20 protein-coding genes and 6 pseudogenes are annotated in these 23,815 nt (G+C 68.8%); 14 read left to right on the forward strand and 12 right to left on the reverse strand.

Features of this window, described 5'->3' with window-relative positions:
• Nucleotides 1–399 (forward strand): annotated as a pseudogene (locus ACF1A1_RS37310) (hypothetical protein); the annotation flags it as partial.
• A 40-nt stretch (nucleotides 400–439) separates the two neighbouring features.
• Here ACF1A1_RS37310 and ACF1A1_RS37315 read toward each other — a convergent pair.
• Entirely contained in the window at nucleotides 440–664 is a 225-nt protein-coding gene (locus ACF1A1_RS37315) for a hypothetical protein (RefSeq protein ID WP_392006373.1), read from the reverse strand.
• A 713-nt stretch (nucleotides 665–1,377) separates the two neighbouring features.
• On the opposite strand from ACF1A1_RS37315, the gene ACF1A1_RS37320 reads away from it, so the two are divergent.
• The 4 genes and pseudogenes from ACF1A1_RS37320 to ACF1A1_RS37335 form a co-directional block, all read left to right on the forward strand.
• Nucleotides 1,378–2,649 (forward strand): IS110 family transposase, encoded by a 1,272-nt coding sequence (locus ACF1A1_RS37320; protein WP_392006375.1) that lies wholly within the window; start codon nucleotides 1,378–1,380, stop codon nucleotides 2,647–2,649.
• Nucleotides 2,622–2,951 carry a helix-turn-helix domain-containing protein gene (locus ACF1A1_RS37325; protein ID WP_392006377.1) on the forward strand — a complete coding sequence of 110 codons (330 nt, stop codon included), beginning with the start codon at nucleotides 2,622–2,624 and terminating at the stop codon, nucleotides 2,949–2,951. Before ACF1A1_RS37320 ends, ACF1A1_RS37325 begins: the two co-directional genes overlap by 28 nt.
• 17 nt (nucleotides 2,952–2,968) lie before the next feature.
• A complete protein-coding gene (locus ACF1A1_RS37330) occupies nucleotides 2,969–3,046 on the forward strand; it encodes a winged helix-turn-helix domain-containing protein (RefSeq protein WP_392006460.1) in 78 nt (25 codons plus the stop codon).
• Nucleotides 3,027–3,842: pseudogene (locus ACF1A1_RS37335) on the forward strand (phosphotransferase family protein); the annotation flags it as partial. The gene ACF1A1_RS37330 and the pseudogene ACF1A1_RS37335, both read left to right, overlap by 20 nt.
• A 372-nt stretch (nucleotides 3,843–4,214) precedes the next feature.
• Here ACF1A1_RS37335 and ACF1A1_RS37340 read toward each other — a convergent pair.
• The 4 genes from ACF1A1_RS37340 to ACF1A1_RS37355 all read right to left on the reverse strand — a co-directional run bounded on the left by ACF1A1_RS37340 (nucleotide 4,215) and on the right by ACF1A1_RS37355 (nucleotide 8,110).
• On the reverse strand, nucleotides 4,215–4,916 hold the full coding sequence (locus tag ACF1A1_RS37340) for a tyrosine-type recombinase/integrase (protein WP_392006379.1): 702 nt from the start codon (nucleotides 4,914–4,916) through the stop codon (nucleotides 4,215–4,217).
• Nucleotides 4,917–5,576: 660 nt separating this feature from the next.
• The gene (locus tag ACF1A1_RS37345) at nucleotides 5,577–6,254 is read right to left on the reverse strand and encodes a DUF6308 family protein (RefSeq protein WP_392006381.1); all 678 of its coding nucleotides are present in this window, start codon (nucleotides 6,252–6,254) and stop codon (nucleotides 5,577–5,579) included.
• 97 nt (nucleotides 6,255–6,351) lie between these two features.
• Nucleotides 6,352–7,503 carry a GDSL-type esterase/lipase family protein gene (locus ACF1A1_RS37350; protein WP_392006383.1) on the reverse strand — a complete coding sequence of 384 codons (1,152 nt, stop codon included), beginning with the start codon at nucleotides 7,501–7,503 and terminating at the stop codon, nucleotides 6,352–6,354.
• A gap of 58 nt (nucleotides 7,504–7,561) precedes the next feature.
• Nucleotides 7,562–8,110: a YciI family protein gene (locus ACF1A1_RS37355; protein WP_392006385.1), complete on the reverse strand. Its 549-nt coding sequence runs from the start codon at nucleotides 8,108–8,110 to the stop codon at nucleotides 7,562–7,564.
• A 428-nt stretch (nucleotides 8,111–8,538) separates the two neighbouring features.
• On the opposite strand from ACF1A1_RS37355, the gene ACF1A1_RS37360 reads away from it, so the two are divergent.
• From ACF1A1_RS37360 to ACF1A1_RS37400, 9 genes and pseudogenes are all read left to right on the forward strand, one after another.
• A complete protein-coding gene (locus tag ACF1A1_RS37360; RefSeq protein WP_190050716.1) occupies nucleotides 8,539–8,952 on the forward strand; it encodes a hypothetical protein in 414 nt (137 codons plus the stop codon).
• Between the two features lie 100 nt (nucleotides 8,953–9,052).
• Nucleotides 9,053–9,136 (forward strand): annotated as a pseudogene (locus ACF1A1_RS37365) (transposase); the annotation flags it as partial.
• 298 nt (nucleotides 9,137–9,434) lie between these two features.
• The gene (locus ACF1A1_RS37370; protein WP_392006387.1) at nucleotides 9,435–10,262 is read left to right on the forward strand and encodes a hypothetical protein; all 828 of its coding nucleotides are present in this window, start codon (nucleotides 9,435–9,437) and stop codon (nucleotides 10,260–10,262) included.
• A 719-nt stretch (nucleotides 10,263–10,981) separates the two neighbouring features.
• Entirely contained in the window at nucleotides 10,982–11,569 is a 588-nt protein-coding gene (locus ACF1A1_RS37375; protein WP_392006389.1) for a TetR/AcrR family transcriptional regulator, read from the forward strand.
• Nucleotides 11,566–11,943: a hypothetical protein gene (locus tag ACF1A1_RS37380; protein WP_392006391.1), complete on the forward strand. Its 378-nt coding sequence runs from the start codon at nucleotides 11,566–11,568 to the stop codon at nucleotides 11,941–11,943. Before ACF1A1_RS37375 ends, ACF1A1_RS37380 begins: the two co-directional genes overlap by 4 nt.
• A gap of 339 nt (nucleotides 11,944–12,282) precedes the next feature.
• Nucleotides 12,283–13,001: pseudogene (locus tag ACF1A1_RS37385) on the forward strand (IS6 family transposase).
• Between the two features lie 58 nt (nucleotides 13,002–13,059).
• A complete protein-coding gene (locus ACF1A1_RS37390) occupies nucleotides 13,060–13,326 on the forward strand; it encodes a transposase (protein ID WP_392006393.1) in 267 nt (88 codons plus the stop codon).
• Nucleotides 13,323–13,622: pseudogene (locus tag ACF1A1_RS37395) on the forward strand (IS3 family transposase); the annotation flags it as partial. The gene ACF1A1_RS37390 and the pseudogene ACF1A1_RS37395, both read left to right, overlap by 4 nt.
• 178 nt (nucleotides 13,623–13,800) lie before the next feature.
• Nucleotides 13,801–14,064, forward strand: coding sequence for a DDE-type integrase/transposase/recombinase (locus tag ACF1A1_RS37400; protein ID WP_392006462.1), 264 nt, complete (start codon nucleotides 13,801–13,803; stop codon nucleotides 14,062–14,064).
• A gap of 476 nt (nucleotides 14,065–14,540) precedes the next feature.
• Here ACF1A1_RS37400 and ACF1A1_RS37405 read toward each other — a convergent pair whose 3' ends face one another.
• The 7 genes and pseudogenes from ACF1A1_RS37405 to ACF1A1_RS37435 form a co-directional block, all read right to left on the reverse strand.
• Nucleotides 14,541–15,491, reverse strand: a complete 951-nt coding sequence (locus ACF1A1_RS37405) for an SCO1860 family LAETG-anchored protein (RefSeq protein WP_392006395.1) — start codon at nucleotides 15,489–15,491, stop codon at nucleotides 14,541–14,543.
• Between the two features lie 780 nt (nucleotides 15,492–16,271).
• Nucleotides 16,272–16,437 (reverse strand): annotated as a pseudogene (locus tag ACF1A1_RS37410) (ISL3 family transposase); the annotation flags it as partial.
• 213 nt (nucleotides 16,438–16,650) lie between these two features.
• Complete coding sequence (locus ACF1A1_RS37415; protein WP_392006397.1) at nucleotides 16,651–17,625, reverse strand: ribose-phosphate diphosphokinase; 975 nt, start codon at nucleotides 17,623–17,625, stop codon at nucleotides 16,651–16,653.
• Nucleotides 17,622–18,692, reverse strand: a complete 1,071-nt coding sequence (locus ACF1A1_RS37420) for an alkene reductase (RefSeq protein ID WP_392006399.1) — start codon at nucleotides 18,690–18,692, stop codon at nucleotides 17,622–17,624. Before ACF1A1_RS37420 ends, ACF1A1_RS37415 begins: the two co-directional genes overlap by 4 nt.
• Nucleotides 18,693–18,729: 37 nt before the next feature.
• Nucleotides 18,730–19,659 carry a pseudouridine-5'-phosphate glycosidase gene (locus ACF1A1_RS37425; protein WP_392006401.1) on the reverse strand — a complete coding sequence of 310 codons (930 nt, stop codon included), beginning with the start codon at nucleotides 19,657–19,659 and terminating at the stop codon, nucleotides 18,730–18,732.
• Complete coding sequence (locus tag ACF1A1_RS37430) at nucleotides 19,656–19,910, reverse strand: tautomerase family protein (RefSeq protein WP_392006403.1); 255 nt, start codon at nucleotides 19,908–19,910, stop codon at nucleotides 19,656–19,658. The genes ACF1A1_RS37425 and ACF1A1_RS37430 overlap by 4 nt, the downstream gene beginning before the upstream one ends.
• Nucleotides 19,911–19,973: 63 nt before the next feature.
• Nucleotides 19,974–23,804 (reverse strand): amino acid adenylation domain-containing protein, encoded by a 3,831-nt coding sequence (locus ACF1A1_RS37435; RefSeq protein WP_392006405.1) that lies wholly within the window; start codon nucleotides 23,802–23,804, stop codon nucleotides 19,974–19,976.
• Between the last annotated feature and the right edge of the window lie 11 nt (nucleotides 23,805–23,815).

Consider the following 23,815-nt stretch of genomic DNA (forward strand, 5'->3'; position numbering starts at 1 on the left):
GACGCCACCTACCAGGGGTACCGGGTGGGCATCTGGCTGAAGAACGCACGCGCCGCCGCCCGGAAGGCCGCTGAAATCGAGCAACGGCGTGCCGACGACCTGCCCGTCCCGTCGGCGGCCGGCGCGCTGCCGGAAGACCGGCACGAGCAGCTCGAGGACATCGACCCCTCTTGGTGCCCCACATGGCCAGTCGAATGGCAACGCTGCTTCCACCTCACCCGGCAGCACCTGGAAGCCGGCGGCACGCTGCCCACCGGGCCGGGTGACGTCTGTGGCAGTACCTCCGCGAACAAGCTGACTCCACCAAGCCACAGCGGTGGAGGACGCGCGTGCCGCCGGCGCGGAATGGGCTCACTTGGCGCCAGCACTCGCCGTCACAGCGCCCAGCGCTGCCTATAACAAAGCACTGCGGCTACGCGCTGCCGCCATGGCCAATCCATCAGACCCCGGCCGCCCAGTGCGACGTACCCCTGAAGCTGTTCTCCTCGCGGAACGACAGGCAGCCGTTCAAGCTGCCGCCACACGCCGAGCCGAGGAGGAAGCCGCCCGTCGCCATGCCCTCCTGGCCCCCGTCGCGCACCGTCTCCTCGCCCACCGCGCCGAGTTGGACGACGACGATGACGTGACGTTCTGGCTGGAGCAGACGGAAGCTGTACTCCCCCACTGCAAGACCCCTACCCAATTGGTCAGCCTCGGCATCTACGTGGAGGCAACCGTCCGGGAGCTGAGGAAGGCAGAGCGCCATACAGCACGTCCGGCGGGGACGAGCGACGGCGCGCGCCTTGCGATCGCAGCCGCTGCCGAGCTCGTTTCCGGCCGCTGACGTGGGCGCTCTGCTTCTGTACGGATTGGACGCCTGCCCGGAGATCTTGGAGAGGGAGCAGGCGAATGCCGCCTCGACCAGAACTAGCTCGGCGCCCTCGATGAGCCCCGAGCGGGGTTGGGTTGCGACTCTGTCAGCGTGAGCGCAGCGTTGAGAGGCTTGCCGTGCCGACGGCGCTTTCGCAGGCGTGGCGCTTGGCTCACAGCGCCGTGTATGAGCTGACATTGAGCGGCAACACAGCTTGGGTGATTACGGCGTAATCACCCGCGGCTCTCAGCCGCACATCGGTTTGCCCCGTTATCTTCTTCGCGGTCCTGCAAGAGGGCCGCTGGCCTCCGGGCCCGGCATGGCTGTTGCCCCCTGTCGATCGGATGACCTGGGGGGTGGTGTCACCGGGCCCGAGGGGTACCGTCAGAGACGCTGATCAGAGGTCCGACCGCCGTCCGGCCCGGCGCAATGTTTGGCCACTCGCGGGCGGCAGGTCTGCATAACGTGATGCGCGCGAACGGCCCCGACCGCGAGGCCGGCACAGCATCGACGCATGTGGGGGCACGGTGATCGACATCGACCAGGTGGGCGTCTTCCTCGGCTTGGACGTCGGCAAGAGCAACCACCACGGCCATGGGCTCACCCCGGCCGGGAAGAAGGTCTTCGACAAGCCACTGCCGAACAACGAACCCCAGTTGCGGGCCGTCTTCGACAAACTCAAGACAAAGTTCGGCACCGTCCTGGTGATCGTGGACCAGCCCGCCTCCATCGGTGCCCTTCCACTGACCGTTGCCCGTGACGCGGGCTGCCAGGTCGCCTACCTTCCCGGCCTGGCGATGCGGCGGATCGCCGACCTCTACCCGGGCGAGGCCAAGACCGACGCCCGCGACGCGGCCGTCATCGCGGACGCCGCCCGCACCATGCCCCACACCCTGCGCTCCCTCGAACCGGCCGACGAGATCACCGCCGAACTGACCATGCTGGTCGGCTTCGACCAGGACCTGGCCGGCGAGGCCAACCGCACCTCCAACCGCATCCGCGGCCTGCTCACCCAGTTCCACCCCAGCCTCGAACGCGTCCTGGGACCCCGCCTGGACCACCCCGCCATCACCTGGCTCCTCGAGCGCTACGGATCCCCGGCCGCTCTGCGCAAGGCCGGCCGCCGCAGGCTCGTCGAGGTCATCCGGCCCAAGGCACCCCGCATGGCCACCCGGCTCGTCGACGACATCTTCACCGCCCTCGACGAACAGACCGTCGTCGTTCCCGGCACGGCCACACTCGATGTGATCGTGCCCTCGCTGGCGAAGTCGCTGGCCACCGTCCACGAACAACGCCGGGCCCTTGAAGCCCAGATCGAGGCCCTGCTGGAGGCCCACCCTCTTTCCCAGGTCCTGACGTCGATGCCCGGCGTCGGCGTCAGGACCGCCGCAGTCCTCCTGGTCACCATCGGCGACGGCAGCACCTTCCCCACCGCTGCCCACCTGGCCTCCTACGCCGGCCTCGCCCCGGCCACCAGACAGTCGGGGACCTCGATCAACGGCGACCACGCCCCCAGAGGCGGGAACCGACAGCTCAAACGCGCGATGTTCCTCTCCGCGTTCGCCGCCCTGCACGATCCCGCCTCCCGCACCTACTACGACCGCTGCCGAGCCCGGGGCAAAACCCACACCCAGGCCCTCCTCCGCCTCGCCCGCCACCGGGTCATGTCCCCTGTGGTGCAACGCCGTTGCATTACTGATTTCGGCTTTTCGGGGTCTGGATTGGTGACGGGGCCGGTGACGCGGTCAGTCCGGGCTGGTACGCCGGAGGCATGCGGTATCCGGACGGAGGCGGGCTGACCGCCGAGCAGCGCAGGCGCCGGGAAGAGGTACGGATGCGGGCCGTTGACCTCTTCGAGGAGGGCGTGGAAGTCCCATGCCTCGCCCGGGAGTTACGGGTGAGTGAGAAGTCGGTCTACCAGTGGCGCCGCACCTGGAGGACGGGCGGACGCGAGGCGCTGCGTTCCAGAGGCCCCTCCGGCCACGACTGCCGACTCGGCCTCCACCTGCAGGCCAAGCTCGCGATGTGGCTCGACGAGGGCCGGCCGCGCACGGCTGGGCGGACGACCAGGTATGGACCGCAGCAAGGGTACGCACGCTGATCGGACGATAGTTCCACATCTCCTACAGCGTCTCCGGGGTAACCCGGCTGCTGCACCGGATGGGATACAGCGTGCAGATGCGGAGGCACCCGTGACCTGGTGCTGCGGACCTACGTCAACCCGTTCTACGTGGAGCACGCCGAGGACTGGCTGAGCAGGGAGGCCGCCGCCCTGACCCTGCTCCCGGGGACCGGCGTGCCGGCTCCTGAACTGGTCGCGGTTGATTTGACCGCCGCGCATTGCGAGTATCCATCGCTCCTTATGACACATCTGGCAGGCCGGCCGGTCCTCGACGATGAGGGACTGGAGACGCGCGTCCCTTTGCTGGCCCGTCAACTCGTGACGATCCACGCGTTGCGACCCGCTGAGCGGCCCCGAAAGTATGTGACGTTGACGACCGCCGACACCGTCGTGACTCCGAAGGGTGCCGACGCGACGGTATGGTCCGCGGCGATCGACGTGATCCGCAAGCCCGCGCCGCCCTATGAAGGACGATTCCTGCACCGGGACTTCCAGCCCGGCAATGTGCTGTTCGACGTGCCGTCCTCAAGGCCAGCAGGTGCCCGGATCACCGGCGTCGTCGACTGGGCAGCGCCCTCCTGGGGCCCGGCGGATCTCGATGTAGCGCACTGCTCCGTCAATCTCGCACTGCTGCACGGACCGGAGTGGGGCCTGCGGTTCCCCGAGGCGTATGAGGAGGCCGGCGGGGTGCTGGCCGCGGCCGCGAGCGAGCGGCTGTACTGGCTGGTACGGGACGGGATGGCCGCCTCAGAAGAAGTGCAGTTGGTGTCGCAGCCATGGCGGGAGGCAGGGAGGACAGAGCTGACGACGCGAGCTGTGGAGGAGCGACTGGATGCCTACGTCACCGCCCTGATGGACACGCTGGGCTGAGCCAAGACGGTCCAGGGCGACCCCGCCTCATCGTTCAGCGCTCAACGGTGCGGAATAATCGGGCAGACTCTGGGGAATTCGGGCATCCCCATGCTGACGCGGTGGTCCACCTGCGTCCTGCCGCGCCTTCCAGCAGGGAGTGAGCAACTCGGCGGCGAGGTTGCACATCGCAAGCGCCTAGGCTGGTCCAGTAACCATCGCAAGGCGCACCTCGGCCAGGCCGAGGCGGATTGAACGCCGCGCCAGGGGCGTCTCCCTCGGCCCATCACCGTCACCCTGAAGTGCCGAACTCAGTAAGGGCCGTGAGCAGTTCGAGCCGGTCGCGGCCGATGCGGGTGGTGTCGGTGCGGCCGGGCAGCAGCGTCAGCGGGATCACGGGCATGTCCCCCACACCTGCTCCAGCGCCGCGGTGAAGACCGGGTCGTGGACGTCCACGTGGCCGTAGACCTGCTCGACGGTCGCGGCCGAGGCCCAGCCGCCGGCATCCCGAGCGATCACAGCGTTGCCCCGTGCAGCGTCCAGCACTGCGGTGGCGAAGCTGTGCCGGAAGGCGTGCGGTACCACCCGGCCGATCTCCCCACGGGCCGCGGCCCGGCGCAGCATGCCCCGGGCCGCGGCCGTGGTCCACGGCTCCCCGCGGGAAGGGCCGTGCAGGCTGACCAGGAGCATGCCGTGAACGCTCTGGGCGGGGTACTGGGTGGTGATGTACTCGAAGTAGGTGTGGATCACCGCCGGGCTCGCCCGGCGTACCGTCCCGCCGCTTACGGCGTTGTCCTGCCAGGTCCCCGGTGTCTTCGTCTTGACCCGGGCCCGGTTGGCGTTGTCCTCACGGTGGCAGATGTGCACATGCGGACCCCGGCACTGACCGCACGCGGCCTGCTCCCGCAGGTGCAGGTCGACCAGGCGCAGCCCGCACAGCTCACCGATCGGGAAACCGCCGTCGGCCAGCCACGTGACCACCATCCGGTCCCGCGCGCACGACACCGCCCCCAGCAGCAGATCCCGGGCGCCTTCGGGCAGCATCTTGGGATGCCGACGCACCCGCTCCCCCGGAGCCAGAGGGTTCGCGGGCATGCTGTGCAGAACGTGCCCGAGCATCGCCCGACGCCGATCCGCCCGCGTCGGCAGACGCGTCACACGCAGCGCCTCCGCCCGCGACGGGTTCACGCCCCGGATACCCAGGTGGAGGTAGAAGCCCTTCAGGCAGGCCGCCGCGGTCTTCAACGCACTGTGCCCGTACGGGCGTTTCCCCTCTCGCCACGGCAGCCCGAACGGCCCCGGATAATTCGCCCCCAAAGCCGCCATGTAGTGCCGCAGATCCTCCAGCGACACCGACCCTGCGTCCAAGCCCGCGAACCACAGCCACCGCAGATGATCCACCAGCACATACGCGTACGTCCGGTCCGTACCCGCCCGACAGGTACGCAGGAACCCGTCCGCCTACGCCACAAGCGTGCAGTCCGTGTCCACGACCGTGTAGGACACCCGCCCGTCCCCATGGACGATCTCCTGTACCCGTAACTCCCCCACCACCAACCGGCCACCCACCATGTGCCGCCCCCTCCGAACCGGGAACCGCCCCGGTGGCGGCACTCCGGGCCCCGAGTCCACACCCTCCCCCACGTCCCCGGACCACTCCACGCGAACGTCACACACACCCCAGCGACGGTTGGTAAAGTCCGTCACCCTCACACGCCAGGACGCCCCCTCGGGTCGCTTTGACGGCAGGCAGCCTCAAGGGCAGGCGTGGCCGACGGCCCGGTGGTTCATCCATACCGCCACATCGCACACCCGCAGCGCACTCACCGTCTCGGGTAGCCCCGCGGCCTGCCTCAGTTCCAGCAGTCGGCGGTGCAACGCGGCGTCGTCCTCGCGCAGGGCGGCATGGAGAGCGAGCCAGAAGGACGGCGGCCGGCCGACGGCACAGCGGACGACTCGGTCGTAGACCGGGAGCAACCGCGGACGCTTACGCGCCAGAATCTTCCCCGCGATCACCCATCCGACATCGGGCTGGTCACGAAGGAGGTGCCAGGCCTGGTCCGCCGGCGAACCGTCGGCCACGCCAGCCGCTTCGGCATCAGCCATATCGATGTCCCTGGGAATGGCCTGCAGCAGACCGGACAGCCGCGCGCCGAGGCGCCCCTCCAGGATGTCCAGCGCGACGGACGCCGGAACAGTCACCGACAAGGTCTGCACCGCGACCAGGTCCTCCGCCGTGATCCGGTCGGCAACCTCCGGCCGGTCTCCCCCACCCGCCAGATGCTCGAACCGACTGCCGGTGAACGGCACCCCGCCGGGCGGCAGACCGATCCCGAAGTAACGGCGCAGATCACCGATAACACGCTCTGCACTCAGCAGTACGCGCAATCGCTGCCCCAACGGCGACAACGACGTTCCAGTGGAAGAGATCACACGAACCCATCCTTCATAAGACAAGCAGTGGCCTGAATCCCCGGCCGGAAGAGCGTGGAAGCTCCACACCTGGTGCGGGGTGTGGAGCCCAGCTCACTCAGCGGAAGGGACCGTCGGTCGCGAAGGCGTGGGCTGCAAAGCGCTTGCCCATTCGACGGTATGCGGCGGCGGTGGGGTGAAGGCCGTCGGCCAGGTCATCTGCCTCGTCCGGGCCGAGCAGCTCCCGTCCGTCGAGATAGTGGAGGTGAGGATCGGACGCCTGTCGTGCCGCAGCGATCCGGGCCAGCTCGGCACGGACCACCGCCAGCGACAATGCCCCGCCGGCCACATCGGCCGGGTCGCCCAGGGCAGCGAGCCTCCCGTCCGGGCCGGTCGCGGTCGGGCCGGGGGCCTCCTCCAGGGCCGGACAGCTCACCGGAGAGATCAACAGCAGCGGGGTGTCCGGGTGTCCATCCCGAATCGTGTCCAGGAATCCGTGTACCGCCGGGCCGAACGTCCGCAGTCGGAAGGCGGACAGGCTCACGATGTTGATGCCCACCTTGAGGCTGATCAGGTCGGCGGGCGTATCGCGGATCGTCCGGGCGACATAGGGATCCAGCAGCGCGTTGCCCGCCTGGCTGAGGTTGATCACCTCCACCCCTCCGAGCGCAGCTGCCACCACCGGCCAGGTCCCGGTCGGGCCGTCAGCCTCGATGCAGTGGCTGATGGAACTGCCGTGGTGCACCCAGCGGCGCCGCCCGTCCGGCAGCGGTGCCAGCACGTCACCGTCAGCGCGCAGTGCCACCAGTTCCGTCGGGGTCTGCTGTGGCAGCCACAACTCGACGCCCTTCATGCCGGCCGGCAGCCCGGCGAACCGTACGGTCCCTGGCTCGCCCGGGATGAGTCGCTGTACGGCCCCGGGGCCCGCCATCCGCAGCACGTTGCCCACCGGCGCCTGCTGACGCCCGGCCAAGGCGCCGTCCACCAGTAACTCCAGCATCCCGGTCGGGCGAGGGTGGGAGTCGGAGTCGAGCTGGCCGGTGGAGGTGAGTACCTCGAACTCCAATGCGCGCGCATCGGTGCGGAACACCAGCCGCACCCCCGAAGGCATCACGGTCACCCCGTAGACCGACGGGTCCTGGTACTGCTCCTTGGTCCACGCGGGCAACCGGCGCGGCATCACCCCTGCCTGTGTGGTCTCCAGGTCCAACGCACCCCGTAACTCCACCGGCCCGCCCACCAGCGGAACCGCCCGCAGCGCCACCGTCACCGCTCCTGTCCCAGGTCAATGTGCTCCGGAGATGACATCAACCCGGCGCCTTCGTGGCTCATCGACGCCCGCCGAACTCCCAGTCGTGGACCTCGATGTCCGCGTACCGGTCCGGATTCAGGACGGCTCGTGCCGTGTCCGGATCCGGGGCCCTGAGCAGCACCGCCGTACCCAGCCAGGTGTCGCCGTCGTCGGACAGCAGCGGCCCGTACGCGACCAGCTCCTCCCGGTCGAGCGGCAGGGCAAGGTCGGCGGCCGGGCCCTCGCCGAGCCCGAGCACCAGGTACCGGTTGCCATCGGTCCGGCCACCGGGGAAATCCCACATGGTGCGCCCCAGCACGTTGCGCCACCGGCGCACCAGCACATCCCGGTACGCGCCGGCCTGGTAGTTGGGCTCGTCGAAGGCGAACGCGCGGGCGGCAGCGGCGTCGGGCAGGTCGACGATGTGCACGCTGCCGGTGGGTGTCTCACCATCATCGGCGAAGGTCGGGCCGCGAGCGATCAGCTCCTTCGCGTACCGGTCCATGTAGGCCCAGTGCTCCTCCACCAACTCCTCGCGTAACGCGAGGGAGCCGGGCCGGTCACGGTGATAGCAGAAGAACTCCATGACCACAGACCCTTCCCCATCAAAGGCACCATCTCAACTGGCTTTTGGCAACGATGACCCCGCGCTCCAAACGAGGCAGCATCCCGTGTAACGGCGTAGCCATCACGCCGCGCGCTCACAACCAAGTGGCATGCCCACACGGCTGCTCCGCAGCCGAGTGACAGAAACAGCGTCCGGCGCCGACATCCCCAGCTCAGGACGGCCCACAGCCGCCCAAAGGTCACGCACCGGACTCTGAGAGGGCGGTTTGTAACTTAATGTTCGGTTCACCGCTGGGCTCGGGTGGGAGGTGCTGTTCGGTCCTCCGTGCCGGAGAAGAGCGCGAGGCGGCCCGCCAGGGCTTCATCAGCAGCCTCAGTGTCGTCGCCGGTTCCCCGGCTGAGCTGCGCCCTTGACCTCAACTTTGGTTGAGGCGCAACACTCGGCGCATGGAGATCGCAAAGAGCAGCACCATTCTCTTCCGCAATACCATGCGCATCACGGACGGTCACCTCGACGGTTTCCGGCGCGCCATCGCGCAGGCGGTGGCATTCGCTCAAGAGCACGGCCCTCAGCTCATGGTCGAGGTCTTCATCGACGAGGAGCGGATGCTGGCGCACAGCTTCCAGCTCTACCGCGACTCCGATGCCATCCGCGCCCACTGGCGGCTCTCGGATCCGTACATCCGCGAGGTAATGGAGCACTGCACCGTGCAGCACTTCGAGATATTCGGTGCACCGGACCATGACATCGTGGCGGCCCTCAAGACCCCCGATGGCGAATCCTTCCCCTTCGTCGTCTCGCCGCGCCTCGCCGGCTTCAACCGTCTTGGGACGCCCGGCTTGGGTGAATCACACTCTTAGCGGGGTTCATGACTCTTTGAGTGGATCTGCTGTCGCCTGATGGTGTGGCTGCGGGGCAGAATCTGCCGGTCCGCGCTTGTTGATCTGGTGATGTGACCGGGTGAGTGAACGCAAGCCGTACCCGAGCGACTTATCGGACGAGCAGTGGGCGTTGATCGAGCCGGTGATCACCGCGTGGAAGGACCGGCACCGCTCGGTCAGCAGTTGACCGTGCCAAAATCCAGCCAGCAGGTCGGACGGCAGGGGGTTGGGACTGTGGCTTGGAGCGACACGTGTCGAGGCGACGATCACCGCGGCCATCACGGGCGGAGTCGTTCCCGAGTGATCGCCGGGGTCGCCGCGTGGGCAGCGGTTCCTCACAGAGCGAGTCGTAGGTGGGCATGAGGAGACTTCGGCACGCTCGTAACGGTGCTGTCGGTGGCGGTAACAACAGGCAGGCAGCGCCAGCACCTGCTGCCTCGATACCTCCGAATCCGGGGGCGGTGAGTGTCCAGGCCAGCGGCCCACGATCAGTGGCCACCGGTGGGAACGTAAACGGGCCGGTCATCGCCGGTAACCACAACGTCACGCACCTGCACCCGCCGCCCACCGCACTGACAGTGGCGGCAGTCCTTTTAGCTCTGGTGGTTCTCGGCGGCCTCATTGTCTGGTACTCGGGCGACGACGATTCCGACATGCCTCCGCTCGCCACCACAGTGGAGTACACGCCGTCCGAGGACGATTGTGATGGCTGGACGTTCCCTGGCAAGAAGCCGGAAGACATTCCCGTGCCTCCGGGGGAGCCCACGGCCGAGTGGGCTCACCGGCACGGCGGTATCGATGAAAGCATCACGCGACTTAGATTAGTCGTCCAGGGAATGAACAGTCATGACGTCGTGCTGCGCAATATGCGGGTAGTCGAGCGGCGAAAGGAGCCGATCCCGCCAGCTGGCACTGACGTCGCGCTCGCCGTCGGTTGTGGTGGCGGTCTCCCTGAGCGCAATTATCGAGTCATGTTGGGCAGCGACGACCCGGACTTCGAGCTCGTAACCCGCAAGGACGACAGGCTATCGGTGATCCAGAGACCGTTCGGGTACAAGGTTTCGGCCAGTGATCCGGAAATCTTCGCCATCGAGGCCAACGCCGCTGTCGATGACGATTTCACACAATGCGATTGCCTCATCACCTGGAAGTTGGGTCTCGATTGGACGCATAAGGGTAAACAGGGAACACTCATTGTCGATGACAAGGGTGCCCCGTTTCGGACCAAATCCACTGAACTCAAATCCCCGTATCCCAGTGTTGTCAAGAAGGATGGGGCTTGGAAATGATGAGTTCTCTGGCTGCGGGCCGGGCCTCGGTTCGGCGGACGCTCACCGGTCCTGCCGCTGGCGCAATGCGGAATGGCTGAGTCCACTTCATTTTTCGGTGATGTGGTGAACGGGTCGTAGTTGATGATGGCTGACATGACACAACAGCGGAGAGTGCAAGCCTGGGCTGGCGCGGTCGTCGGGGCTTTGCTGGCCGGGGGGCTCCTCGTGCTGGTCGTGGCGCGAGACCTCGATACCGCCGACCAAGTCGCCAGCGTGCTAGGGGCAATTGCCGGTTTGGCAGGTCTGGGGGTGTCGATTTATGCCCTCAAGCGGCCAGCCCCCCAGCCAGCGGCAGGGTCGGTCACGGCCAGTGGAGATCAAGCCGTCGCTGTTGGCGGAAGCATTACTGGCGGTGTCTCCACTGGCAGCCACAACGCAACAGCCCCCGCACCCAGCCGCCGGCGGACGATGAGGGTGCCGCCGCCTCCGCCGGCCGGACCGGGCGGAACCGTCCAAGCCACAGGTGAGCGATCGGTCGCCACGGGTGGGAGCGTCTCCGACGGTGTCTCCACCGGGGACGGCAACACTGGTCCTGATGGTTCTTGATCGACGGTAAGGCGGCGGTAACTGCCGAACCTCACAGATGCGGCCACCAGTCGCTACTGGTGGCCGCATCGACCTACCCGTCTTGCTCCCCTGACGCATTAATCCAACGGCTCGTCCCGTATGGTTATAGCGTGACGCTTCCCAACGCCCCGCGTGGGCGTCCCCGAGACAGCCGTGCCCATCAGGCGATCTTGACTGCCACGGTCGAGCTGGTGACCGAACTGGGTTACGCCGCCACCTCCATCGGGGCGGTGGCGGCCCGGGCCGGCGTCGGCAAGGACACCGTCTACCGGCGCTGGTCGGGGAAGGCTGAGTTGGTGTACGAGGCGGTCTTCACCGAGACCGAAACGGCTCCGGCACCGGACACCGGGAGCCTGGCCAGTGACCTGACCGCCCTGCTGGAGGCCCTGATCCAGGAGTTTTCTGCTCCGGCCGCCGCCGCGGCCCTGCCGGGCCTGCTGGCCGACTTCGCCGCCAACCCGGAGTCGCAGGCCCGCATCCGATCTGAGTTCCTGGCCCCGGCCAAGGCCGGCCTGGCGGCCGTGTTCGAGCGAGCCGCCCAGCGCGGGGAGACTGACCCCGGCCTGCCGGTCGATCTGGTTCTGGACACGCTGGCTGGCGCTGTCTTCTTCCACGTCGGCCTGGTGGGCGAGCAGCCCAGCGCGCAGCTGGCCGCGCAACTGGCGGCCATCGTAGGCCGCGGAATCGAGACCCGATGAACGCCTGGTTCCTCGCCGCTGGCATAACCGCCGGGGCGGTCGCCGCCATCCACGCCGTGGCGGGCGGTCAAGATGTCGTCCGGCCGCTGCTGGCCGGCAACCTCCCGGGCGAACCTCGCCGCGTCCTGCACGCGGTCTGGCACATGGTCACCACCGACCTGATGCTGGCCGCTGTTGCCCTGATCTGGCTGGCCCTGGGCGACCGCCCCGGCGGTGACACCATCGCCTGGCTTCTGGCCGCCCACTTCGTCGCCTACTCGGGCGTCTTCCTCGCTGTCTCTCTGGCGGCCAGCTGGTCGAAGCCGCTGCTGCGCCTGCCGCAGTGGATGCTGCTGTTGCCGGTGGCGGTGCTGGCGGCGGCTGGCGCAGCGTGAGTCCGCAGGGGCAGGCTGGAAGGCATGACAAGCGCGCCGATTGTCGTACACCGACCCTCTGCCAGTGGCGGCCGATGAGTAACGGCGCACCGGCACGGCCGTGACGAAATCCTGGGAACGGCCTACTCCGACCATGACCTGGTGGTGTTCCTGGAAGCGGCTGGGGTCGACCGGCCGGACGCTGTCATGGACGACCCTCAGTGGATGGAGTGGCGCGGAGGCCGCCCGCATCAGTGGGACGCCGCTTGACCCCAAGCCGAAAAACTCCGGTACGGCGCTGTCACGTTGGTTGATCGGGTGGAATGATCTTCTGGTTGATCGTGCTGGAGGGGGCTGTCCGTGGGGGCCGTGTCGCCGTCGTACAAGGGTCACCGGTACCCGGTCGAGGTCATCTCCCACTGTGTGTGGCTGTACTTCCGCTTCCCGCTGTCGTTCCGCGAGGTCGAGGAGCTGATGCTTGAGCGGCGGATCGTCGTCTCGTACGAGACGGTGCGCCGCTGGTGCGCCAAGTTCGGGCAGCGGTACGCAGGCGCTCTGCGCCGCCGGCAGCCGGCCTGGTGACAAGTGGCACCTGGACGAGGTCTTCATCAAGATCATTGGGGAGCAGAGCTCCCTGTGGCGGGCCGTCGACCAGGACGGCAACGTCCTTGACATCCTCGTGCAGGACCGCCGGGACAAGGCCGCGGCCAGGCGCTTCTTCCGCAGGCTGATGAAGAAGACCCGCACGGCGCCGCGGATGATCGTCACCGACAAGCTCCGCTCCTACGGCGCGGCCCACCGCGAGGTCATGCCCTCCCTCGAGCACCGGCAGTCGAAGTACCTGAACAACCGGGCCGAGAACAGCCACCAGAACCACCAAGCAACGCGAACGGGCGATGAAAGGCTTCCGCTCCGTGAGCGGAGCCCAGCGGTTCCTGTCCGCGTTCAGCGGCATCTCACCCCACTTCCGCCCCCGCCGCCATCTGATCCCCGCATCCGACTATCGAGCCGAGATGACCGTCCGCTTCGCGATCTGGGAGCAGATCACCGGCGTCGCCGGCCTACCCACCGCGCCGTGAGCACAGCCCGGAACCGGGTCCGCCACGCCCCGGCACACCGTCAGACACCCCCACACCCGTGACAACGCCGGATGCGGTCGCACTCGTGCACTCCTCCGGGAAGACCGTCATCGAGGTGGCCCGGGAGCTCGGGGTCAGCGCCGAGGGACTGCGGAATTGGGTCAAGCAGGACACAATCGACCGCGGGCAGGGAGCGCCGGGAGAGCTGACGACGGCGGAGCGCGAAGAGCTTCGCCGACTGCGGAGGTTGGCCGCCGAGCAGGCGGAGACGATCGAGGTGCTGCGAAAAGCGGCACTCTTCTTCGCGAACGAGCGTGATCGATGAGCGAGGTATATGCGTTCATCGAGGCGGAGAAGACCACCCACGGCGTTGCTCTCCTGTGCCGGCTGCTGAAGGTGGCCCGCTCCTCCTTCTACGCGTGGCTGGCCGGTGAGAAGACCCGGCGGGCGAAGCAGGCCGCGGACGACGCCCTGGCGCACGAGATCACCGTGCTGCACCTGGCCTCCCGCGGCGCCTATGGGGTGCCGCGGATCCATGCTGAACTGCGCCGGCTCGGGCACCGGATCCACCGCAAGCGCATCGAGCGCGTCATGCGCGAGCGCGGCATCGCCGGCGTGACCCGCCGCAGGCGCCGATCGCTGACCCGTCCGGCCAAGAGGGCTGTGCCCGCGGCGGACCTGCTCGGGCGGGACTTCACCGCTCCCGCACCCGGGATGAAGCTCGTCGGCGACATCACCTTCATCGCCACCGACGAGGGCTGGCTCTACCTGGCAACCTGGCTCGATCTGACGACCCGCGATCGTCGGCTACTCCATGGCCGACCACCACCGCGCCTGCCTGGTCGTCGGTGCGCTGGTCATGGCAGCCGGACGCAGCAGGCTCCAGCCCGGTTGCATCGCGCACTCGGACCGCGGCAGCGAGTACACCTCCGACGAACTCCGCTGGGAAATACTCCGGTTGGGGATACAGCAGAGCATGGGCCGCACCGGCTCGTGCTTCGACAACGCCGCCGCCGAGTCGTTCTTCGCACTGCTGAAAGAAGAGATCGGCACGCGCTGCTGACCGGACCGGGCGAGTGCCCGAGCGGAGATCTTCGCCTTCATCGAGACCTTCTACAACCCGACGGCGGCTGCGGAAGCATCCGGTCTGGGGCTACCTCACCCCGCCGGAGATCCGGCAACGACACGAGCAAGGACACGCCCTCCCGGCGTAAGCATCGAGTGTCCAACATCACGGGGAAACTCCACTTGGCGTCTGTTGTGGGCGCAGGTGAAGTGCGAGGTCGGAGAACCTCTGGATGGGCGGACTGTGCTGCCCGGACAGTTGCTGGGTGCGGGCATGGGGAGGCGTCGGCGTCCGGGCAGCCCGCTCCGTGAGCACAGACGGCCCGGGCCTTTGGGCGAGCAGATTGTGGTGGGGCCCCGGCACCGATGCGGTCGCGCCGGGCATCCCCAGCCTCGCTGCCCAGTTGACGCGATGGGCTCCCGCCAGGGGTGACCGTTGCGTTGCTCAGCGCGGACCGTCGTGCCGTGCTGGGGTCAGGGGTGCCTGCGGTTGCGCCTGAGGACGAGTGCCGTGGCGCCTCCGCCTACGGTGACGAGGGCCGCCCCGGCTGCCAGGAGGTACGGCGTAAGAGCGCTGCCGCCGGTTTCCGCCAGGTTGTTGCCCTGGGCGTCTGTGATCGTTTGGGGGCGGGGCGCCGACCGTCCAGGCGCTGCGGGGATGACCGACTGCGCGGCGGACGGTGCCGGGCTGTCGGGTGCGGGCTGAGGTGACCGGCAGGCGGCCTGCGCCAGGGTCACGGTGCCCTCCACCTTCTCGACGCCCAGGTCCAACGGATCAACGGATACCTGCAGTTGGAGTGCGGTGGAGGCGGCCGTGCTGCTCGTCGACTCCTTCTGGGACAGGGACAGCTGGACCGTGCCCACGCCCGGGGCCTCGACGGTGGCGGTGCCGGACGCCAGCGAGAGCCGTTTGCCAAGGGCGGTGATGGGTCCCAGGACCTCGGACTCGGCGGCCGGTTCCTGTCCGGCGACGCAGATTGCCGTCGCCGTGACCTTTTCGACCTCCACCAGGGACAGCACAGGCAGACCGGGCACATGGACCCGTGCCCGCACGAGGTGGGACGTGCCTTCCGCTCGGTCGCCTGCGACGTCGGCTTTGGCCATGGCGGCGTCGGCCTGCAGCAGACGGACCGGGCGGTCGCCGTTGACTTGGTCGAGGGTCACATCGAGGGTCCTCTTCTGCGCGGTCGCCGGAGCCTGAACGTCGTTGAGCGAGGCCCGCAGGGGCACCGTTGCAATCGGCCCGGGCCTGGAGACGTCCAGCGCTGCGCGGAAAGCCACCGCGGTGGCGCTGCCCGTGGAAGCGTCGGTGGCGGGCACGGCAGCGGCTTCAGCCATCAAGGCCGGGCCGGCCAGGAGGACGCCAGACACTGCAAGGGCAGCGAGGCGGTGCATGTAGGCAGTCGGCGGCAAGATTCCGGTCAACGTGGTTTCCTTGCGAACGATGAAGTGGGGGCCGCCTTGGCACCGGCCGGTAACCCGGCGGCGCAGGCAGCAGGGCCCCATTCTGCTCGGGCGAAAGCGGCAAGTCGGGTGCCATGCTGATACTTCACCGCAAGGAGGACGTCTGCGGGCTCCAGTTCGAACTGCGGCTCTCCGGATCAACGCCTTCGAGATGTAGAAGGCCGCGAACGACAGCAACAGCGACGGCTGCACCCGCCGTGCCCGACGGCTCTTCCGGACCGTGCACGCGCTGACCGATGCCGGCCGTTCGTACAGCTCCGCAGCCCGCGAACTCCGACTGGAACGCCGCACGGTGCCCAAGTACGCAAGGGCCCGCACCTGGCACGAGGTAGTGCGCCGGCCTCCACGTCGCCTCTCCACCCTCGACCCGTACCTCGACTACCTGCAGCAACGCTGGGACGAGGGTGAACACAGGACCAAGATCCTGCACCAAGAGCTTCTTACCGAGGAAGCGCGCGAATCGGATGAACGCACGCGCGCGTGGTCTCCGCGCGCGTCACGAACGGTGACCCGCGCCCCGACCCCGCGGTGGACATTCGGAGCCCGCCGCCGCGCCGACGAGGAACCGTCCGCATCACCGCCTGACACTCCCTCAGCACGAGAAGCTGAGGGCCTGATGGGGTCCCTCCGGCGTCAAACAACAGAGGGTCCGTGCCGACTGCGTCCGGCACGGACCCTGGCACAGCGGGACTGTAAATCGTTCGGCTCTGTCCCGTAATCGGTGGTAACGAAGGGTGACGGTCAGTGCAGGAGGATGCGGTGGAGGAGCAGGTCGAAGCCCCCGCGGCCGTGCATCTGCCTCATGATCCGTTTAGTGCGGCTGTTGACGCCTTCGGTCCGCCCGTTGTGGTGCGGGGAGGGTGAGGCCGGCGTTGACGGCTGCACGGTCGAGTTCCAGACCGTTTGCAATCCCCCGCCGGGAGAAGGTCGTCGTCGCCCGGGCCCGCGCCGCCGCCGTACACGGAGGTGGTGCGGTGTGGGGGATCCTGTACGGCCAGCAGCCGGAGGCAGAAGCCGATGAACTCGGGGAGGACGTTATCGGACGGGCCCGATAATCAAGCCCCTTGCGCGTCAAATGGCCCGCGCAGTCACAAAATGCGGTGACTGCGCGGGCCTTAGGTCACAGCTCCTCGAGGAGGCTGGTGACCGAGCCGTTCTCGAAGATCTCCCGGATCGCGTGGGCGACCACGGGGGCGATGGACAGGACCTCGACCTTGTCCAGGCCGGTCGCGGCGGCCGTCGGCAGGGTGTCGGTGAAGACGAATCGGCTGACCTGGGAGTTCTTCAGACGGTCCACGGCCGGGCCGGACAGGATGCCGTGCGTCGCCGCGACGATGACGTCCTCGGCGCCGTTCGCGTACAGCGCCTCGGCCGCGGCGCAGATGGTGCCCGCCGTGTCGACCATGTCGTCCACCAGAACGCACACCCGGCCCTCGACGTCGCCGACGACCTCATGGACGCTGACCTGGTGGGCGACGTCCTTGTCGCGCTTCTTGTGGACGATGGCGAGCGGCGCGCCGAGCCGGTCGCACCACCGGTCGGCGACCCGCACCCGTCCGGCGTCCGGCGACACCACGGTGAGCCGGTCGTGGTCCGTCCCCGCGGCGATGTGGTCCGCGAGCGTGGGCAGCGCGAAGAGGTGGTCCACGGGACCGTCGAAGAAGCCCACGATCTGGTCGGTGTGCAGATCGACGGTGATCACGCGGTCCGCGCCGACGGCGGTGAGCAGGTCCGCGACCATCCGGGCCGAGATCGGCTCGCGGCCCTTGTGCTTCTTGTCCTGGCGTGAGTAGCCGTAGAACGGGGCCACGACGGTCACACTGCGGGCCGAGGCCCGTTTCAGCGCGTCGATCATGATGAGCTGCTCCATGATCCACATGTTGATCGGTGCCGTGTGGGACTGGACGACGAAGCAGTCCGCGCCACGCACCGACTGCTCGAAGCGGACGTAGATCTCACCGTTGGCGAAGTCCCGCGCCTGTGTCGGCACCAGACCGGTGCCCAGTTCCCGGGCGATCCGCTCGGCGAGGTCGGGGTGGGCCCGCCCGGAGAACAGCAGCAACTGACGCTCGGCGCCCCTGGCCACCGCTCTCACTTGCCGAGGGCGGGGTAGTCGGTGTAGCCGCGGTGGTCGCCGCCGTAGTACGTCGACTCGTCGGGCTCGTTGAACGGGCCGCCGGCCTGGATCCGGGCGGGCAGGTCGGGGTTGGCCAGGAAGAGGGCGCCGAGGGACACGGCGTCGGCGAGGCCCGCGTCAAGGATCTGCCGGGCCGTCTCGGTCGTGGCCGGGAAGGAGTCCGCGGTGGCGTGCGGGTTGACCACCAGGTTGCCCTGCCACAGGTCCCGCACGGCGCGGGTGACGGGGCGCGTGACGATCTCGCAGACCTCGAGGAACGCGAGCTCAGGCAGGGCCGGGACCAGGGCGGCGTACAGGGCATCGGTGTCGCCCTCGGCAATGTCGTTGTAGGTGTTGCCGGGTGAGACACGCACGCTGGTGCGCTCGTTGCCGATCGCCGCGGCGACGGCCTCGGTGACCTCGACGGTGAGGCGGATGCGGTTCGCGAGGGAGCCACCGTACGCGTCGGTGCGGTGGTTGGTGTTCTCGGCGAGGAACTGGTGAAGCAGGAAGCCGTTGCCGGCGTGGATCTGGACGCCGTCGAAGCCCGCCTCGACCGCGTTGCGGGCTGCGGTCGCGAAGTCCTCGACGGTGGTGGCGATCTCGTCGGTCGTCAGCTCGTGCGGGACGGGATAGTCCTGCGGGCCGTCGGGAGTGAAGCACTGCCCGGCCGCCGCGACCGGGGACGGGGCGACGGACGTGTGGGCGCTGGCGTAGAGCGACGGGTGGCCGATCCGGCCGGAGTGCATCAGCTGGACGACGATACGGCCGCCCGCGGCGTGCACGGCGTCCGTGACGGTCCGCCAGGTCTTGACCTGCTCGGGGTGATGCAGGCCCGGCGTGTTGAGGAAGCCCTGCCCGACCTGGGAGGGCTGGGTCCCCTCAGTGATGATGAGTCCGGCCGAGGCGCGCTGCGCGTAGTACTCGGCCATCAACTCGGTCGCCCCGCCGCACGGCTTGGCCCGGTTGCGGGTCATGGGCGCCATGACGAGCCGGTTGCTCAGCGGGATCTTGCCGAAGGTGACGGAGTCGAAGAGAGAGGTCATGGATCTTCCTTTGCGGGAGTGCGGGAGTGCGACGGTGTCAGGCGCGCTCGGTCTGATGGCGGGCGTAGGCCGCGGCGAGACGGCCGCCGACCTCGGCTGTGGAGATGAGAACGGCCATGTTGGCCTGGGCGGTACGGCCGCCGGTGGCTCGGTCGACCGCGTGCATCAGGTACTTCGTCAGGCCCTGGCCGGTGACGCCGTCCCGCTCGGCCTGGGCGAGCGCGTCGTTGATCGCGGCCTCGGCCTCGGCGGAGTCGACGGCGTCCTCGGCGCGGGGCGGGGTCGTGAGGACCACGCCACCGGGGTGGCCGGTGGCCCAGTGGGTGGCGACGACCTCGGCGATCAGATCCTCGTCGTCGATGCGGTGCGGTGACCTGACACCGCTGGAGGCGCAGTAGAACGCGGGGAAGTCGTCCGAGCCGTAGGAGATCACCGGGACGCACTGGGTCTCCAGGTACTCCATGGTCAGCTTCAGGTCGAGGATCATCTTCGCGCCGGCGCACACGACCGCGACCTTGGAGCGGGTGAGCTGGATCAGGTCCGAGGAGACGTCCATGGTGGTCTGCGCGCCCCGGTGGACGCCGCCCAGCCCCGCCGAGGAGAAGAACGGGATCCCGGCGAGCTCGGCGGCGACGAGTGAGGACGCGACGGTGGTCGCGCCGCGGCCCCGGCGGGCGAGCATCACGGGCAGGTCCCGGCTGGAGACCTTGGGTATGCCTGACCCGGACGCGAACCGTTCGATGTCCTGCTCGGTCATGCCGACGCGGATGGCGCCGTCCTCGACGCAGATGGTCGCCGGGACCGAGCCGCCCTTGCGGACGGCCGCCTCGACCTTGAGCGCGGTCTCGGCGTTGTGCGGGTACTTCAGACCATGGGTGATGACGTTCGACTCCAGCGCGACCACCGGACGGCGCTCGTGCAGGGCCTCGCGGACCTCTTCGCTGTGGACGACGGGGATGCGGCTCATCGGTTTCCTTCGACGGGGATGGGCTTCGAGTAGTTCGGCTGCTTCCACAGCAGATGGGACTTGTCGTCGATCTCCGGCACGTGGACCCGCTCCACCCAGAGGGAGGGCTCGACGGGCTCCACCGCGAGGGACACCGCTCCGGGCTCGGTCCCGAACACCCGGGTGACGGTCTCGGTCAGTGAGGCGACCAGGTCGGCCTTCTCGGCCTCGGTGAAGGTGCGGGGAAAATGCTTGATGCTGATGTGCGGCACGGCCGCTTCCCTTTCTGAGTGGGGACCTCGCCCCGCGACGGGGGACCCGCGGGGCGAGGAGCTTCAGTGACGGTTCGTCACGCTTCGTATCCGGCTGATCAGTTCGGCGACGCCATGCTTCTTCAGCACCCCGTAGTGGTCCCCGTCGAGATCGACGACGGTCGGTGGTGTCGCGGAGTAGCCGGAGCTGGACTCGAGGAACGAGTAGTCGTCGCCCCGGGCCTTGAAGATCGTGACCGGCGCGTCGATCCGGCGTTCCCGCAGCTCACGGAAGCTGTACTCGAACTCGTACGTCTCCGCGACGATCCGGGTGATCCGGCGAATCGTTCCTTCGTCCAGCGCGGGCAGACGGCCGTGGACGAAGGTCACGAAGGAGTCCTCGTCCGTGGCCTCGCGCAGGCAGGCCTGCACGGCCGGGCCGCGAGCGGTGCCCGCGAAGACGGAGAACAGGATGGTGACGTAGGCGGGGTTGGCGAAGGAGGCCTCGCGGCCCCAGCGCCGCCCGTCCTCGGTGCGCACCTCGGGGTTGCCCGGGCAGATCAGCAGCAGGTTCTCGACCTTCTCGCCGAACTGCTCCAGCTGCCAGGCCGCCTCGAAGGCGACCCGGGCGCCGAAGGAGTAACCCCACAGCGTGTACGGCCCGGACGGCTGGACGCGGCGGATCTCCGCCACGTCGGCCATGGCCATCTCCCGGATCGTGCCGTACGGCACCTCGCCGGCGTTGATGCCGTGCGCCTGGATGCCGGTGACGGGTCGGTCGAGGTCCATGCCCCCGGCGAGCAGCCGCAGGTTCATCGGGTAGCCGCCGAGACCCGGCCAGCAGAACACCGGACTGCCGGCCCCGCCCGTGTGCAGCGGGACGAGGCGGGAGGCGCGCTCGGGAGTGCCGCCGTCGACGCGTGCGGCAAGGTCCGCCAGCTTCGGCGACTCGAAGATCACCTGCAGGGGCAGGGAGGTCTCGTACTCCCGGTTGATCCTGTTGACCAGCGCGACGGCATGCAGGGAGTTGCCGCCCGAGGCGAAGAACTCGTCCTCGGTGGAGACGTCGTCGTATTTCAGCATCCGGCCCCACTCGGCGGCCAACCACCGCTCCGTCGCCGTCGCGGGAGCAATGTACTGCGTCGCGGTCCGGACCTGGGCGACCTCCGGCAGAAGCGCCGTGGCCTTGCAGTCGATCTTCCCGTTCGCGGTGAGCGGCAGTTCGTTCACCACCGCCACGCGGGCCGGGATCATGTAGTCCGGGAGGAACTGCGCCAGGTCGTCGCGGATCATCTCCGCGGGTCCCTTGGTGTGGACGGCGTCCTCGTTCATGCCCTCGTGCGCGGCCTGCTCGGCGCTGATCCGGCTGCCGACGAAGAAGTACGAGGCGGGCGCTGCGGGCTCACCGGCAGCCGCGAGCAGGTCGTCCAGCCGCCGGGAGGCCGGCAGGGGGTTGCCCGTCTTCGACGAGTAGCCGGAGGACATGAAGCCCATCCCGGGGACGCGCTGGAGTCGGTGCAGCAGGGTGCCGAGCACGATGTACGTCCGCCAGTCGTCCGTGGCGCGGGAGACGGCGCTGATCCCGAATGAGGCCGCGTCGTACACGCCCTGGTTGATGGCGATGACGTGCCGTCGCTCCACGACGTCCGAGCCGATCCGGTCGAGTCGCCCTTCCCGGTACCGGTACAGGCCCGCCGCCAGCCCCGCCACCCGGTCGCCGTGGGCCTGCAGGTACAGCTCCACCTCTTCCGGGCGGGCTCTGTCGTGGTCCTCGGTGATCGCGAACGTGCCCAGGTAGTGGTCGTCCTCGGCGACGTCGAGCCGCGTCCTGACGGCGGGCTCGAAAGCGACGGGGCCGATGGTGAAGCCGTGTCCGGGCAGGACCTCCTCGAACACGCCGAGCATGTGGCCGGCCTCGAACTCCAGCACCTCGACGATGTTGTTCTTGTAGACGGGCTCGATCGCCCGCCTCCGGCCGAGGAAGTGCACCCGCAGGCTCGGCGCCGACGCCTCTTCGGGCAGATCTCCGACGCGTACGAGGGTGTGGTCGGCGGGGTGGTGGTAGTAGACGCCGGACAGACCCGACAGGCCGCTGATCTCCAGGTACAGCTGGGTGGCGTACAGGGCGCCCGGTGAGGCGTAGGCGTACTTGGGCAGGAGCCGTTCCTCGCTGCGGAACGGGCCGAACCAGCGCAGGATCCGCCCGAGTTCCCCCAGGGTGAGGTCGGTGAGCGCGCGCGGCGCGTACGGCGTGCGGTGGCGTGGGGAGAGCAGGGCCAGGAGGTCATCGGCCGTGACGGGGCCGCCGTCGTAGCAGCGGTAGGTCTTGCGGGCGAACGCCTCCCGGCGCTGCTCCTGCGTGGCCTCCTTGCCCGGCAGCGCGACGACCTGACGGCCCGCCAGCTCCTCGGGTGTGCGCAGGCCGGGGTTGGCGAGCTGGGCCCGTACCTGGAGCTTGGACGCCTTCGACTGGTGGTGCGCGGCGTCGTCGCGGCCCTGGTCCATCACCGCGGCGGTGCGCTCGTTCAACTCCACGGCGGCGACGAGGGACTTGCTGCCGGTGCGCGGATCGTCGCTGACGATCGCGGCCGCGCGCCGCACCCAGGTGTGTTCCTCGATCCGGGACGCGACCTCCTCCAGCTCGACCCGGTAGCCGCGCAGTTTGACCTGGTTGTCGGTGCGCCCGGTGAACTGGATCGTGCCGTCCGGGTTCCACTGGCACAGGTCGCCGGTGCGGTACAGGCGTTCGGTCGGGTTGAACGGGGAGATGAGGAAGCGCTCGGCGGTCACCTCGGGCAGGCCGATGTAGCCGCGGGCGACCTGGACGCCGCCGATGAACAGCTCGCCGCTCTCACCGATGTCGACCGGCTGCATGTTCTCGTCGACGATGTAGCAGGTCACGTTGTCGGCCGGCACGCCGACGGGGAGGATCCCGGCCGGGGCGTCACCGAGGACGTCGGGGTCGACCCAGTGCGAGGTGGCGTTGATCGTCGTCTCGGTGGGCCCGTACAGGTTGACCAGGGACACCCCGGGCAGGGCCGTGAACAGGTCCTGGGCGAGTGTGCGGGTGAGGGCCTCACCGCCGGAGAAGAGCCGCGTCAGGGAGGTGCACGCGCCCAACTCCTCGGTGTCGACGAGGGCCTGGAGCAGGGTCGGCACGGCCTGCAGCGCGGTCACCCGGTGCTCGCAGATCATGGTGATGACGGCCTCGGGGTCCCGGAAGAGCCCGGGGACGCCCATGACCACGCGGGCCCCGACGGCGTTGGCCAGGATTTCCCACTGTGCGGCGTCGAAGCTCATCGGCGTCTTCTGCAGGATCGACACACCTGGGCCGAGGTGTCCGCAGTTGGCCAGCCACTGCAACTGGGAGACGATGCTGCGCTGCTCGATCATCACGCCCTTGGGCTTGCCGGTGCTGCCCGAGGTGTGGATGACGTAGGCGAGGTGCTCGCCGTGCGACTGCGGCAGCGGGGCCGCCGGGACTTCGCAGGCGTCGGCCGTGGTGACGACCCGGGTGCCCTCGGGTGCGAGGCGCAGTGCCTGCTCGCGCAGGTGCGGTTGGGTGACGATGACTCGGGTCCCCGAGTTCTCGACCATGAACCGGAGGCGGGCTTCGGGATAGTCGGGCGAGAGCGGCAGGTAGGCGGCGCCGACGGTGAGGATGCCCCAGACGCCGGTCATCAGGTCGGCCGATGGCTCGGTGTAGAGGCCGACGCAGGTGTCCGGCGCGACGCCCAGCGCGATCAGGTGGGAGCCCAAGAGGTCAGCTCCGGCCTTGAGTTCGCGGAAGGTGAGGTCGTCGCCAGTCGTCGTGACGGCGATGTCGTCGGGGCGCAGCCGGGCCTGGTAGGTCAGCAGGCTGCGCAGCGACGCGTGCTTGAAGAACACGCCGGATATCGGAGTCTGGGTGTTCATGTGATTGTCCC

The sequence above is a fragment of the Streptomyces sp. NPDC014995 genome, from assembly GCF_043080745.1.
Taxonomy (GTDB): domain Bacteria; phylum Actinomycetota; class Actinomycetes; order Streptomycetales; family Streptomycetaceae; genus Streptomyces.